13 protein-coding genes are annotated in these 13,469 nt (G+C 70.6%); 9 read left to right on the forward strand and 4 right to left on the reverse strand.

All coding sequences use genetic code 11. The features are described from left to right. The first annotated feature begins 194 nt into the window (after positions 1–194). From ACR2FV_RS04570 to ACR2FV_RS04585, 4 genes are read left to right on the forward strand one after another with little or no spacing between them, the layout of a single operon-like run. Positions 195–1,193, forward strand: a complete 999-nt coding sequence (locus ACR2FV_RS04570; RefSeq protein WP_434014517.1) for an ABC transporter ATP-binding protein — start codon at positions 195–197, stop codon at positions 1,191–1,193. After that, on the forward strand, positions 1,190–1,951 hold the full coding sequence (locus tag ACR2FV_RS04575) for an ABC transporter permease (protein WP_434014518.1): 762 nt from the start codon (positions 1,190–1,192) through the stop codon (positions 1,949–1,951). Before ACR2FV_RS04570 ends, ACR2FV_RS04575 begins: the two co-directional genes overlap by 4 nt. Further along, positions 1,948–3,036 carry a sensor histidine kinase gene (locus ACR2FV_RS04580; RefSeq protein WP_434014519.1) on the forward strand — a complete coding sequence of 363 codons (1,089 nt, stop codon included), beginning with the start codon at positions 1,948–1,950 and terminating at the stop codon, positions 3,034–3,036. Before ACR2FV_RS04575 ends, ACR2FV_RS04580 begins: the two co-directional genes overlap by 4 nt. Then, positions 3,033–3,638 carry a response regulator transcription factor gene (locus ACR2FV_RS04585; RefSeq protein ID WP_434014520.1) on the forward strand — a complete coding sequence of 202 codons (606 nt, stop codon included), beginning with the start codon at positions 3,033–3,035 and terminating at the stop codon, positions 3,636–3,638. The genes ACR2FV_RS04580 and ACR2FV_RS04585 overlap by 4 nt, the downstream gene beginning before the upstream one ends. A gap of 123 nt (positions 3,639–3,761) precedes the next feature. On the opposite strand, the gene ACR2FV_RS04590 is transcribed toward ACR2FV_RS04585, so the two are convergent. After that, complete coding sequence (locus ACR2FV_RS04590; RefSeq protein WP_434014521.1) at positions 3,762–5,252, reverse strand: long-chain-fatty-acid--CoA ligase; 1,491 nt, start codon at positions 5,250–5,252, stop codon at positions 3,762–3,764. A gap of 141 nt (positions 5,253–5,393) precedes the next feature. Here ACR2FV_RS04590 and ACR2FV_RS04595 point away from each other — a divergent pair, with 141 nt between their 5' ends. Further along, entirely contained in the window at positions 5,394–5,681 is a 288-nt protein-coding gene (locus tag ACR2FV_RS04595) for a DUF7218 family protein (RefSeq protein ID WP_434014522.1), read from the forward strand. A 49-nt stretch (positions 5,682–5,730) separates the two neighbouring features. Here ACR2FV_RS04595 and ACR2FV_RS04600 read toward each other — a convergent pair whose 3' ends face one another. After that, entirely contained in the window at positions 5,731–7,281 is a 1,551-nt protein-coding gene (locus ACR2FV_RS04600) for an ATP-dependent DNA ligase (protein WP_434014529.1), read from the reverse strand. A 147-nt stretch (positions 7,282–7,428) separates the two neighbouring features. Here ACR2FV_RS04600 and ACR2FV_RS04605 point away from each other — a divergent pair, with 147 nt between their 5' ends. From ACR2FV_RS04605 to ACR2FV_RS04615, 3 genes are all read left to right on the forward strand, one after another. Further along, entirely contained in the window at positions 7,429–8,478 is a 1,050-nt protein-coding gene (locus tag ACR2FV_RS04605) for a hypothetical protein (protein ID WP_434014523.1), read from the forward strand. Beyond that, entirely contained in the window at positions 8,475–9,596 is a 1,122-nt protein-coding gene (locus tag ACR2FV_RS04610; protein ID WP_434014524.1) for a heparan-alpha-glucosaminide N-acetyltransferase domain-containing protein, read from the forward strand. Before ACR2FV_RS04605 ends, ACR2FV_RS04610 begins: the two co-directional genes overlap by 4 nt. A gap of 105 nt (positions 9,597–9,701) precedes the next feature. After that, positions 9,702–10,919 carry an amidohydrolase gene (locus tag ACR2FV_RS04615; RefSeq protein WP_434014525.1) on the forward strand — a complete coding sequence of 406 codons (1,218 nt, stop codon included), beginning with the start codon at positions 9,702–9,704 and terminating at the stop codon, positions 10,917–10,919. Here the strand turns inward: ACR2FV_RS04615 and ACR2FV_RS04620 are convergent. Next, a complete protein-coding gene (locus ACR2FV_RS04620; protein ID WP_434014526.1) occupies positions 10,906–11,910 on the reverse strand; it encodes a DNA topoisomerase IB in 1,005 nt (334 codons plus the stop codon). The two genes, ACR2FV_RS04615 and ACR2FV_RS04620, sit on opposite strands and share 14 nt — an antisense overlap. A 143-nt stretch (positions 11,911–12,053) precedes the next feature. Here ACR2FV_RS04620 and ACR2FV_RS04625 point away from each other — a divergent pair, with 143 nt between their 5' ends. Continuing rightward, the gene (locus ACR2FV_RS04625) at positions 12,054–12,476 is read left to right on the forward strand and encodes a hypothetical protein (RefSeq protein ID WP_434014527.1); all 423 of its coding nucleotides are present in this window, start codon (positions 12,054–12,056) and stop codon (positions 12,474–12,476) included. Positions 12,477–12,651: 175 nt separating this feature from the next. Here ACR2FV_RS04625 and ACR2FV_RS04630 read toward each other — a convergent pair. Beyond that, a partial coding sequence (locus ACR2FV_RS04630) for a sodium:solute symporter family transporter (RefSeq protein WP_434014528.1) occupies positions 12,652–13,469 on the reverse strand: 818 nt, incomplete at its 5' end.

Raw genomic sequence — 13,469 nt, forward strand, 5'->3', positions numbered from 1 at the left:
GACCCATTTCTGTTTTTTTCAAGGGAAGACGGGGAGAAACGTCCCGGCGCCGACCGATGTGCGCGCGAACGCCCCCGGTACAGGAGCGGGGGGCGCACACATCGGTCGGCTCAGGGGACTCGTGACATCTGTCATCGCCGACTCATGACCTGACCACCTGTCCCGGGACGCCCCTCTGGGACGACGCTGTTGGCATGTCGACCACCACCACTTCTCCCTCAACCGGCACGGCGAGCACCGACCCCGAGGCGACCGTCTCACTGTCCGGTGTGACCAAGACCTTCTCCCGTCCCGGCACCGCGACCGTGCACGCCGTGACCGGGATCGACCTCACGATCAGCCCCGGGGAGATCGTGGCCTTCCTCGGTCCCAACGGGGCCGGCAAGACCACGGCGCTGGACATGGTGCTCGGCCTCACCGAGCCCACGGCGGGTCAGGTGCGGGTCTTCGGCAAGCGGCCTCGCGCGGCCATCGCCGCGGGACGGATCTCGGCGGTGCTGCAGACCGGCCGGCTGCTGCGTGACCTGACGGTCCGCGAGACGGTCCGGATGGTGGCCTCCACGTATGCCGAGCACGCCGGCGTCGACAGCGTCCTGGAGCGCGCAGGTCTGGCCGCGCTGGCCGGGCGCAAGGTGGCCAAATGCTCCGGCGGGGAGCAGCAGCGGCTGCGCTTCGCTCTGGCGCTGCTGCCCGATCCGGACCTGCTGATCCTGGACGAGCCCACCGCCGGGATGGACGTCACCGCCCGCCGCGAGTTCTGGGACACCATGCGCGTCGAGGCGCAGGCCGGGCGCACCATCGTCTTTGCCACGCACTACCTGGAGGAGGCCGACGCCTTCGCCGACCGCATCGTGCTGGTCGCCCGCGGGTGCATCGTCGCCGACGGTCCCACCGAGCAGATCCGGGCCCGGGCCACGGGACGCACCGTGTCGGCCGACGTCGACACCGACCAGGTGGCCGACGTCACCGCCGCGCTGCACCGCATACCCGACGTGCGCGACGTGCACGCCCAGGGCGCCCGGCTCACCGTCACCTCCGCCGACTCCGACTCCGACGCCGTGGCCCGAGCCCTGCTCGTCGACCTGGGCGGCCGCAACCTGGAGATCGCCAGCGGCTCCCTCGAAACCGCCTTCATCGCCCTCACCGGCGACGCCGAACCCACGCACACCGAGACGCAGGAGCAGAGCGCATGAACACGACATACCTGGGCCTGGAGCTCAAGCGCACCACCCGCGACTTCGTGACGATGTTCTTCGTCGCCGTGCTCCCCGCGTTCTTCTACGTCATCTTCGGCGCTTCGCAGGAGTACTCCGGTGAGAACGCCGGCAACGGCAACGTGGCGATGTACATCATGATCTCAATGGCCGCCTACGGCGCCGTCGTCGCGACCACCGGGATCGGCGGCGCGGCGGCCGTGGAGCGGATGCAGGGCTGGGGCCGCCAGCTCGGACTCACTCCAATGTCCGACGGCTCGTATGTTGTGCTCAAGTCGGCGGTCGCGCTCGTCATCGCGGCCATCCCGATCGCGCTGGTCTTCACCTTGGGCGGGTTCACCGGCGCCGAAGGCACGCCCTCGGCCTGGATCGGCTCGGCGCTCATCCTCATCGCCGGAGCCGGCATGTTCTCGCTCTACGGGCTGATCTTCGGGCTGGCCTTCCGCTCCGAAGCTGCAGTCGGCGCGGCGGGGGGCTCGCTGGTGATCCTGGCCTTCCTGGGCAACATCTTCTTCCCGCTGACCGGGTGGCTGCTGACCCTGGCCAAGTTCACGCCGCTCTACGGATACGCCGCGCTGGCCCGCTACCCGCTCACCGAGGGCTTCACCATCGACACCACCACCGGGACCCTCATCGAGCAACCCCTGTGGCAGCCACTGGCTAACGTGGTGGTGTGGACGGTGATCTTCGCTCTGCTGGCGACCTGGCTGGCGCGCCGCGGTCGCGGACGCCAGTGAGCGAGGCGCCGCAGGACCCGTGGGACCGCTACGGGTGGGTGATGGCCGCGATCTGGCTGATTTTCCTGGCCTACCCGGTCGTCGCGGCCGCCACATTGGACACCGGTTGGGTATGGCGAGTGGTGGGCGTGGCCCTCATCGTCACGTATGCGGTGGTCTACCTGCACGGCTTCATCCGGCTCCCTGCTGCCTGCGGCGACAAGGAGCGGACGGCACTGGGGGTGCGGCACCTTGCGGTGATGCTGAGTCTCATCGCCCTGGCCTCCCTGGTCATCGGCTGGAACGCCCTGGGGATGACCCCGTTCATCGTCTCTTTCGCGATGTTCACCCTCCCCCTGCGCTGGGCTGGCGCCGTCTACGGAACGACCCTGCTCGGAGTGCTCGGACTGCCGCTCCTGGCCGGATTGTTCGCCGAGCTCTTCTTCTTCGGCATCATCGTCGGAGGAGTGGGGTTTGCCACGGGTGTGATTCGACTCTTCGACGACCGTCAGGCCGACCACAAGGAGGCGTCGACCCAGATCGCGATCGCGAGCGAACGGGAGCGGGTGGCCCGCGACGTGCACGACGTGCTCGGGCACAGCCTGACAGTGATCAGCCTCAAGGCCGAGCTCGCTGAGCGGTTGCTCGATGCCGACGGCAGCACCGCGGCGGCCCGGGCCGAGGTCCGGCAGATCCACGACCTGAGTCGGCAGGCGCTGGCCGAGGTGCGCAGCACCGTGGGAGGTCTGCGGATCGCCCGGCTCGCCGACGAGGTCGTCGCCGCGCGCGCCGTGCTGGCCGATGCCTCCATCGAGGCCTCGTTGCCCGACGACCTGAGCGTGGTGGACCCCCGCCACCGGATCGTGCTGGCCTGGTCGCTGCGCGAGGCCGTCACCAACGTCGTGAGGCACTCCGGCGCGGCGCACTGCACCGTCGAGGTCGGGCCGGACGAGCTGGTCGTGACCGACGACGGCCGTGGTCTGAACGGCTTCCGGGAGGGCAACGGCATTCGCGGCCTGCGCGAGCGGGTCGAGGCGGCCGGGGGCACGCTGACCCTGGGTCGCGGACCGCAGGATGCCGGGTCGCGGCTGGCGGTGCACCTGTGATCCGGCTGTTGCTCGCCGACGACCAGGCGCTGGTGCGTGGCGCCCTGGCCGCGTTGCTCGGTCTGGAGTCCGATCTCGAGGTGGTCGCCCAGGTGGGGCGGGGGGACGAGGTGGTGGCCGCCGCCGTCGAGCACCAGGCCCAGGTCGCCTTGGTCGACGTGGAGCTGCCCGGGCTGGACGGCATCGAGGTATGCCGGGCGCTGACCACCCACGCCCCCGGGGTCCGGTCGTTGGTGGTCACCACATTCGGGCGCCCCGGCTACCTGCGCCGCGCCATCGACGCGGGCGCCGGCGGCTTCGTGGTCAAGGACACCCCGGCGGCTGAGCTGGCCGAGGCGGTCCGCCGGGTGCACGCCGGGATGCGGGTGGTCGACCCCAGCCTGGCCACCGAGTCGCTGCTCGACGGCGCCAACCCGCTCACCGACCGCGAGCGTGCCGTGCTGCGCGAGGCGCTGACCGGGTCGCCGATCGCGGAGATCGCCCGCACCGTGCATCTTTCGCCAGGCACCGTGCGCAACTACCTGTCCTCGGCGATCGGCAAGACCCACACCGCCACCCGGGCCCAAGCTGCCGCGACCGCCCGAGACCGCGGCTGGCTCTGACCGGGCGGGTGCCCGAGGCACTGGTCACCGCGACGGCGGACTGACCGCCGATCGACTCCACGAAGCGGAGGCGAAACCCGAGCAAGGCGCGTGCAAGCCAGACAACCTCCTGAGCAAATCGGGTCAGCGGTCCTTGAGCTCGCGCTTGAGGATCTTGCCGGTGGCGCCCTTGGGCAACGCGTCGATGAGGTGCACATGGCGGGGGTACTTGTAGGGCGCCACCTGGTCCTTGACGAAGTTCTTCAGCTCCTCGACGCTGGCTTCCTGGCCCTCCGCGAGCACGACATACGCCGCGACTTCCTCGCCGTAGGTCTCGTGCGGCACGCCGACCACCGCCGCCTCGGCCACCGCAGAGTGCTCGTAGAGCACCTCCTCGACCTCGCGCGGATAGATGTTCATCCCGCCGCGGATGATCAGGTCCTTCTTGCGGTCGACGATCACGTAGTAGCCGTCGTCGTCCCGGGTCGCCAGGTCCCCGGAGTAGAACCAGCCGTCGTCGTCGATCGCGTCATCCGTCGCGTCGGGCTGCTCCCAGTAGCCCTTCATGATGGCCTCGCCTCGGATGGCGATCTCCCCGATCTCACCCTCGGCCACACTGCTGCCCTCGGGATCGACCAGCTTCATCTGCACACCGCGGATGGGCGTGCCGATCGAGCCGGGCTTGCGCTCGGCGTCGGGGTGGTTGAAGGACGCGACGGGGCTCGTCTCGGACAACCCGTAGCCCTCCAGGATCACGCAGTCGAAGGATTCCTCGAACCGGCGCAGCACCTCCACCGGCATCGAGGAGCCCCCGCTGACCGCGGTCCGCAGGCTCGACAGGTCGGGAGCCCGATCCGCGGCCCCGGCGGCCTGCAGCATCGCGCCGTACATCGTGGGCACCCCCTCGAAGACCGTGACCTTGTCGCGCTCGATGACCTCCAGGGCCTTGGCGGGGTCGAACCGCGGGATGAGTGTGAGCGTAGATCCGTTGGCGAAGGCCGCGTTCATCCCGCAGGTCATCCCGAACACATGGAACAACGGCAAGCAGCCCATCACCACATCGTCGGTCGACAGGTGCAGCAGGGTGGCGGCCGTCGCATGCTGGTTGGTCTGCAGGTTGTCGTGGGTGAGCTCGGCGCCCTTCGGCCGACCGGTCGTGCCGGAGGTGTAGAGGATCACCGCGGTGTCGGACCCCTCACGCTCGGCGACGTCCTGCTGCGGCTCGACGTCGGTGAGCAGCGCGTCGACCCCCTCGGGCGCCACCGGCACCAGCTGCGCGCCGGCCTCCTCCGCGGCCGCCTGCGCCTCCTCACCGGGCATGGCGAAGATGATGCCGGCGCCGCAGTCGCTGAGGTAGAAGGAGATCTCGCGCCGCTTGAACAGCGGGTTCATCGGCACCACGATCGCGCCGAGCCGCAGTGCGCCGTAGTAGATGACCGGGAACGCCGGCACGTTGGGCAGCATCAGCGCGACCCGGTCGCCGGCCCCGACCCCCTGGTCGGCCAGCCAGGTGGCCATCCGCGCCGCGGCTTCCTCCAGCTCGGCATACGTCAGCCGGTGCTCGTCCAGGACGATCGCCGGTTGGTCGGGGTGCTCCCCGGCCGTCGCGGACAGGTTGCGGGCAATGTTGGTCATCGTTGACTCCTCGTCGTATGCCGTCACCCGACCCTAATCTGCTCGCCCGGACTTGCCCAGGGGGCCCGGGATGCCGTCGCCCTGACCCGGGTCTACCGTGATCGGGCAATGCGCTGACACTCAGCCCTGAGGGAGGAAGCTATGAGTCCGAAGAACAGCGACGGCGCGGACGAACCCGGCCCCAGCGTCAAGGACGACGAGCTCTACGAGAAGCTGCGCGACGAGGGCAACAGCAAGGGCAAGTCCGCAGCGATCGCCAACGCGGCCGCCCGCGACTCCCGGGAGCAGGTCGGCAAGCGCGGCGGCTCCTCCCCGTCCTACGAGGACTGGACCGTCGATGAGCTGCACGACCGAGCGGCTGAGCTGGACATCGAGGGCCGCTCCTCGATGAACAAGGACCAGCTCATCGACGCCCTCCGCAACCACTGAGCCACGCGGTCAGGCCGACGCTCCCGGCCGGCGCGGCGACCGGCCGGCGTCACGAGCCGAGACCCCGCACGGCGTGCAGGGTGTCGATCTCGGCCACAGGCTTGTCGTCGCGGTAGCGCAGCACGCGGGCAAACCGCAGCGCGACACCGCCGGGGTAGCGCCGGGAGCGCTGCACCCCGTCGATCGCCACCTCGACCACCTGCTCGGGCCGCACGTGCACGACATACCCCTCGCGGTGGGTCTCCAGCTCCAGGAACCGCCTCGTCTGCCAGGCCAGGATCTCGTCGGTCATCCCCTTGAACGTCTTGCCCAGCATGACCAGCTCACCGGTCGTCTCGTCGCGGGCGGCCAGGTGGATGTTGGACAGCCACCCCTGCCGGCGCCCGCTGCCCCACTCCACCGCGATGACGACCAGGTCGAGGCTCTGCCGAGGCTTCACCTTGACCCATCCGGCGCCCCGTCGCCCGGCTGCGTAGGGCACGTCCAGCGCCTTGACCACCACCCCTTCCTGGCCGGCAGCCACCAGGTCGTCGAAGAATCCCTGGGCGGCCACCGGGTCGTCGGTGACCAGCCGGTCGACCAGCAGGTCGGGCGCGACCTCGCGCAGCCGCTCCCAGCGCTCGCGGGCCGGGGCGTCGACCAGGTCGGTGCCGTCGAGGTGCAGCAGGTCGAACAGGTATGTCGTCAGCGGCACCTCCTCGCGCAGCCGTGCCGGGTCGGCGGTGCTCGCGGTCCGCGCTCCGGTGACCTGGATCGGCTGCGGCCGGCCGTCGGGGCGCACCGCGATGACCTCACCGTCCAGCACGGCAGTGGTGGCGCCCACGCCGGCCAGGGCCTCGACCACCTCGGGCAGCCGGTCGGTGATGTCCTCCAGGGTCCGGGTGAACAGGCGGACGTGCCGCTGCTCGCCCTCGACCCACAGATGTGCCTGCACCCGGATGCCGTCCAGCTTGGCGTCGACGGCGACCTCACCACTCCCCTCCAGGGCGCTCGCCACGTCGGGGGCCGACCCAGCGAGCATGGGGCGCAACGGGCGCCCGACCTGCAGCCGCACCTGTGCCAGCGCCTCCTGCGCCGCCTGCGGGCCGGGAGCGCTGAGCGCCGCGCGTGCGACCGGGCCGGCGTGTCCCGCCAACATCACCGCCCGCCGGACCTCCGCGTCGGGCACCCCCGCGGCCTGCGCGATCGCCTGCAGCAGCACCCCGTCACCCGCCCCCTGGCGCACCTCGCCGGTCAGCAGCCCGCGCAGCCACTGTTGCCCGTCTGCGTCAGTGCGGCCGAACAGGTCCACGACCAGCGCCCGTCGCTGCGCCGCCGAACCCGTCCCGGCGATCTGACCCAACCGCTCCAGCAGCGCATCGACCTCGGACACCGTGAGGGTGGACGTGCGAGCGGGGTCGGGCAGTGAGCGCAGGCTGTGCCAGCTGACCCCGACCCGGCGCTGCGGCAGCACGCCGGCCAGGTAGTCGGCGACAACCTCGACCTGCCTCGGATCCTGCGCCGACTCCCGGAGCGTCTGCGCGATCGCGGCCACCTTGGTCGTGCGCGACCGGGTCCCGGCCACCGCCGTCGAGGTCTCGATGACCCGGGCCACCGGCATACCGGAGGAGCTGCTGGCACCAGCAGGATGGCTCATCTTCAGACCTCCTGCTCGGTGTCTCGCGCGTTGTTCATCGCGACATCCACACTAGGCGCGGTCGGCCCGGCGGACATCCCTGGCGGCTCGGCGCGACTAGAGTGATGAGCCATGCCCACCGTCCGGCCGGTGCTGCGGACGACGGCCCTCCTGGTTCTGAGCGTGCTGGTGGTGACCGCGACCACAGGAGCCCTGCTGTCCACGCCCGGTCGTGAGCCCACGGGTCTGCAGCTGATCCTCTCGCCGCACCCCGACGACGAGCTGCTCGTCTGGCCGGCGATCGAGGACGACCCGGCGAGCTACACCGTCGTGGTCACGCTCAGTCGGGGTGAGGCCACCGGCTTCTGTGACCAGGTCCAGGCCCGCACCCAGACCCGGGCCGGCGAGGTGTTGCCCGAGCCCCAGCCCGCCGCAGGCGACACGGCCGCGTGCGGCCGGGCCCGGGTCGAGGCGTGGTCGAGCTTCCTCACGCAGGCCGCCGAGCACACCGAGGAGATCCGGCGAGGAACCACGGAGCGGGCGCGGCGCCCTGATCCCCGGTGGGGCGGGCAGGCCGACTTCTGGGTCGGTGACGACGCCGCGCACGTCGTGCTGTCGCTGCCCGACGGCGCCCTCGACCAGAACCGCGTGGTCGCCGCCGTCGAGGCGCTGCTGGAGAGCCGCGGCGAAACGCTGCCGGACCTACCGCTGCGCCGCATCCTGTCGGCCGGCTACTGGAACGACTCCGCCGAGCGGGGCTCGCGGACTGAGGCGTCCGGTGACTGCGCCGCAGCGCAGGACTGCCCGGGCACGCCGGCGGTCTTCGAGTACGAGCACCCGGACCATCGTGCGCTCTCTCTCGCGATGCCCGCCCTGGCCCCGCTGACCGAGGCCGGGGCGTGGGTCAGCGTGCCGACCGGCGGGGTGTCCAGCCTGCGACGGGCACTGGGCAGCAACACCGGTCGCCTCCAGACGATGACCCTCGCACCCCCCGACTACGAGGTCCTGATGGGCCTGGGCCCCGAGGGCGAGCAGGGGCCCGAGCGCCTCGGTCTGCAGCAGCAGCTCTACGGATGGCTGGCCTTCCCCGGGCAGTGGTGGCCCGTCGGCGAGGTGGTGGACAGGCAGGTTCTCTTCGCCCGCGAGCAGACCTACCTGGTGATCCCCGGCGGTGCCCGATGACCGCGACGACGACCCCGGTGCAGGTGCCGGCGGTGACCGCCAAGCGCCGGCGGATCACCTCGTTGGACTGGGCGCGCGGCGCGATGGTGTTGACCAACCTGGTCGTGATCGCCTACCTCTACCCCGCCTGGGAGCAGCTGAGTCACGCGCAGTGGCTGGGCGTGACCGTCTTCGACCTGGTCTTCCCGACGTTCGTCAGCCTCTCCGGCTGCGGGCTGGCCTTCGCCTACGCACGCAGGGTGGACCCGCTGGTGACCGCGCGCCGAGTGGTCGTGCTCTTCGGCGTCGGCCTCGTCTACAACGCCGTGGTCACCCGGACGTGGAACCCGCTGGAGCTGCGGCTGGCCGGGCCGCTGCAGGTGTATGCCGTGCTGGTGCTGGTGGTGGCGCTGCTGCACCTGGTCGTGCACGGCGTGCGGGTCTGGGCGGGTGTCACCATCGGGCTGGCCGCGGTGTGGACGGCGGTGTCCTGGGCCTACAACACGCAGTGCCCGACGGGGCAGCCGACCCGATCCTGCAACCTGTCCGCCGCCATCGATCTGCGCCTCATCCCTGCCGAGCACCTCTACCGCCAGGGCACGCTGGGGCACGACCCGGAGGGCCTGGCCGCCATCGTCGGCGCGCTGATCACGCTGCTCGTGGGGGTGACCGCGGGCCGGATCCTGCTCGAACGCACCAGCACTCGCGTCACGTTCAGCCGCCTCGTGGCATGGTTGGTCTGCGTCGCGATGCTCGGAGCGCTGGCCGCCCAGGTCGTCGCACCGTTCAAGCGGGTGTGGACCCCGAGCTTTGCGCTGCTCACCGCGACCATCGGTCTGACCATGCTCATCGTCGGCTACGCCCTGCACGACCGGCCGGCCCCGCCGTGGTGGGAGCGGCGACGTGAGGCGCTCGCGCAGCCCCTGGTGGCCCTGGGCCGCAACGCCTTGGTGCTCTATTTCGGCTCACACCTGGTCGTGCACGAGCTGTATGTCGTCGGTGACCCGGTGCTCGCAGCTCAGGTCCGTGACCTCCCCCTGGTCGGGGACGCTCGGATGCTGTTCGCCGTCCTGTTCGTCCTCGGCTTCGTCGCCCTGGCCTGGGTGCTGCACCGCCGCCGCATCTACATCCATGCCTGACCTGTCGAGCTACGGCATGCAGAAGGTGCGTCAGGGCGCAACAATCGCAGGCCGTTACCGGAAGGGGCGCGCACCGGACCGCCCGCTGGTGGCAGACTCGGCGGCGTGAACCTTGACCCAGACCTGCAGGGTGAGCTGCACGACCTCTACCGCCACCTGCACGCCCACCCCGAGCTGTCCCACCAGGAGCACGAGACCGCGGCGCTGATCGAGCAGCGGATGACGTCGCTCGGCTACGACACCCAGCGCTGCGGTGGCACCGGGGTGACCGCGGTGCTGGCCAACGGCGACGGGCCGGTCGTGGCGTTTCGCGCCGACACCGACGGGTTGCCCGTCGCTGAGGACAGCGGGGTCGACTACGCCAGCGCCGCCCGCGGAACCCTGCCCGACGGCAGCGACGTGCCGGTCATGCACGCGTGCGGTCACGACACCCACATCACCTGCGCGATCGGCGCCGCCACCCTGCTGGCCCAGGATCGGCAGGCGTGGGCCGGCACCGTCGTCTTCGTCTTCCAGCCCGCCGAGGAGACCGGCTCCGGCGCCGACGCGATGATCGCCGACGGCCTGTGGGACCGGGTGCCCCACCCTGAGGTCGTCTACGGCCAGCACGTCTGGCCGGGCCTGGCCGGCACGGTCCAGCTGAGCTGCGGACCGGCCATGGCGGTGGCGGACGCCTGGCGGGTCACCGTGCACGGTCGCGGCGGCCACGGCTCGCGCCCCGAGGACACGATCGACCCGATCGTGCTCACCGCATACATGATCGTGCGCATCCAGGGCATCGTGGCGCGTGAGGTCGCCGCGCAGAGCGCCGCGGTGATCACCGTGGGGACCATCCGGGCGGGGCTCAAGGAGAACATCATCCCGGCCACCTCGGAGTTCACCCTCAACGTGCGCACCCTGGATGAGCAGGTCCGCGACCGCGTGCTCACCTCGCTGCGCCGGGTGCTGCAGGGCGAAGCCGCCGTGTCCGGGGCTCCTGCACCGGTGATCGAGGAGCTCTACACCTTCCCGCTGCTGGTCAACGACCCCGACGCCGCCACCGAGGTGATCGCTGTGCTCGGGGCCGAACTGGGTCCCGAGCAGGTGAGTCTGGTCCCGGCCAAGATGGGCAGCGAGGACTTCGGTCACCTCCCCGAGGCCGCGGGGGTGCCGGGGGTGTTCTGGTTCTTCGGAGGTATGTCGCAGGCTCGCCTGGACGCTCCCGAGCCGGTCCCCGCCAACCACTCGCCCCAGTTCGCTCCCGACCTCGAACCCACGTTGTCCACCGGGGTGCTGGCGGCCTACGCGATGCTGCGCCACCGGCTGCCCATCACGACTCCTTGAGCAGCCGCAGCACGGCGCGCTCCAGCGCGGCCTGGCGCAGGTCGGGGCTGTCGTAACGTCGGCGCGCCGTGCCCGAGATGGTGCGCCCCTGTTCGTATGCCTCGACGACCCGGGGGTCGACATAGGAGGACCGGGCCACCGTCGGGGTGTTGCCCAGGAAGGTCGCCACCTCCTTCATCGCCCCCGAGACCGCCCGCTTCTGGGAGGCCTGGCTGTGACCGGGCTCCGGGGTCTGCGCCAGCGCGGCCGCGGCCAGCACCGTGGCGTGCCAGGTGCGGAAGTCCTTGGCGCTGCCCTCCAGCCCGGTGGTGCCGCGCACGTAGTCGTTGACCAGCGGCGGCACCAGCCCGCGCCAGTTGCGGGCGTTCTTGTAGGCCAGCAGCTGCAGGTCGTCCCCGCGTCGGCGGCGCATCACCTCGATCGCCTCGATCACACTCTCGTCGTCGATCTCGACGACGTGGTCGACCCCTGACTTGCCGACGAAGGAGAAGACCAGTCGGCCGTCCCGGCGGCGCACGTGTCGACGCTCCAGCGTGGTCAGACCGAAACTTCCGTGCTCGTCGGCATACACGTCGTTGCCGATCCGGAAGTAGCCCAGATCCATCAGCCGCACCGCAGCGGCGCAGGCGCGCTCCACCGGCATGCCCTGCTGCCCGAGGTCGCTGACCACCACCTCGCGGGCCCGGGTCAGCGCCCCGCCGAAGGCCAGCATCCGGTCGAACTTCTCGGCGTCGCGCCGCTCCCGCCAGGCCGGGTGGTAGAGATACTGCCGCCTCCCGGCGTCGTCGGTGCCGACGGCCTGCAGGTGGCCGTGGGGGTATGGCGTGATCCACACGTCCTGCCAGGCGGGCGGGATGACCAGGGCCTTGATCCGGGCCACGTCCTCGGTGGGCAGCCGGTCACCGGAGCCGTCGAGATAGCTGAACCCCCTCCCCACGCGCCGCCGCTCCCGGCCGGGGTCCTCCGGCGTCGTCCGCCGCAACCGCGCCATGGCGAGACGGTAGCCCCAGGCCGTCGCCCCGGCACCTCCAAGCGCCGGCTTGTGGTCGACTCGCTCGGCGACGTGCCCGCATGAGTAGATGACGGACGAGCAGGACTGGCTGGCCACCCAGCGTCCAGGTCAACCGGACACCGGTGGGTCAGTGTCGCCAGCTGGTCGAGGCGCTCGGAAGAGGCACCACCTCCCCCTACGTCATCCTGGCCTGCCACGGCGACGAGGGAAGCATCATGCTGCCCGAACTAGCACCCGAGATCGAGCGCTACCAGCCCTACCATCAACGACTCACCCCGGCCGACCTGCGCTCGTTCGCTCGATTTGACGGTGCCGCAGTCATAGCCACCGGATGCGACACGGGACATCCCGACCTGGTCGAAGCAGTGCTGGCCTGCGGCGCCTCAGCGTATGTAGCACCGCGTCATGCTCCGTTCGGCTATGCCAGCTTCTTCGCACCAGTCTTCCTGTTCTACGAGCTGACCGAGCGGCGATCGCTGCGTGAGGCGGTGGACAGGCTCAACGGGCACGACCACGAGATGTCGGCCTGGAAGCTGCATACCTGAGCCGTCGTGGCCACAGCACTCCGGGGCGCGACCAGCACCGCATCCAGTCGCGAAGGCACCGGTATGAATGTGACGGGCATGTCGCTGGAGCGACCAACACGTCACATTCATCCGACCCAGGTCGGAGGCCAGGCCGCAGAGGCGGACGGATCGTGAGGGAGCCGGTCAGGGCCGGTCAGCCGCGGTGCGAGCCACCGCCCGTTGAGGGGTCGTCGTCGCGCTCGTCCTCCTCGACCAAGGTGTCGCTGCTGGCCTCGCCGTGCAGGGCGTCCTCGGACAGCTCTCCCGTCATGTGCTTGGCGGTCAGTGCGGTGTGCCCGGGGTAGCGCACATCCTCGATCAGCTGCTGCATCACCGGGGTCGGCTTGGTCGTGAACTGCGAGACCGTGATCGTCACCACGAAGTTGATGATCATGCCCACGGTGCCGAAGCCGGTCTCGGGGATGTCGAAGAGTCCTTCGCTGTTGCCGTAGATGTCGATCGTCCACAGCTGGTAGGCGATGGTCGTGCCCAGCCCGGCGACCATCCCGGCCGTGGCGCCGGCGGCGGTGCACTTCTTCCAGAAGATCCCGAGCACCAGGATCGGGAAGAAGCTGGCTGCGGCCAGACCGAACGCCAGGGCGACCACCTGCGCCACGAACCCGGGGGGGTTGATGCCGAGGTAACCCGCGACGAGGATCGCCCCACCCATCGCGATGCGCCCGACCAGCAGCTGCTGCTTGTCCGAGGCTTGGGGGTTGATCTTCTTGTAGTAGACGTCGTTGGCCACTGAGGAGGAGATCACCAGCAGCAGGCCGGAAGCGGTGGACAGCGCCGCCGCCAGCCCACCGGCCGCGACCAGACCGACGATGGGGGCCGGCAGACCGGCGATCTCCGGCGCGGCGAGCACCACGATGTCGTTGTTGATGATCAGCTCGTTGGCCGTGTCCGTGGCCGAGGCGATGTTGATCATGCCGTCGCCGTTGACGTCGTTGAACTCGATCAGCCCGACGT

The organism is Ornithinimicrobium sp., from assembly GCF_051004135.1.
In the GTDB taxonomy this organism is placed as follows: Bacteria; Actinomycetota; Actinomycetes; order Actinomycetales; family Dermatophilaceae; genus Ornithinicoccus.

Coding starts and splice junctions, on each gene's coding strand:
- ACR2FV_RS04575 (WP_434014518.1), top strand. CDS start 1,190: ATGAACACGACATACCTGGGCCTGGAGCTCAAGCGCACCACCCGCGAC.
- ACR2FV_RS04605 (WP_434014523.1), top strand. CDS start 7,429: ATGCCCACCGTCCGGCCGGTGCTGCGGACGACGGCCCTCCTGGTTCTG.
- ACR2FV_RS04570 (WP_434014517.1), top strand. CDS start 195: ATGTCGACCACCACCACTTCTCCCTCAACCGGCACGGCGAGCACCGAC.
- ACR2FV_RS04620 (WP_434014526.1), bottom strand. CDS start 11,910: ATGGCGCGGTTGCGGCGGACGACGCCGGAGGACCCCGGCCGGGAGCGG.
- ACR2FV_RS04595 (WP_434014522.1), top strand. CDS start 5,394: ATGAGTCCGAAGAACAGCGACGGCGCGGACGAACCCGGCCCCAGCGTC.
- ACR2FV_RS04610 (WP_434014524.1), top strand. CDS start 8,475: ATGACCGCGACGACGACCCCGGTGCAGGTGCCGGCGGTGACCGCCAAG.
- ACR2FV_RS04590 (WP_434014521.1), bottom strand. CDS start 5,252: ATGACCAACATTGCCCGCAACCTGTCCGCGACGGCCGGGGAGCACCCC.
- ACR2FV_RS04600 (WP_434014529.1), bottom strand. CDS start 7,281: ATGCCGGTGGCCCGGGTCATCGAGACCTCGACGGCGGTGGCCGGGACC.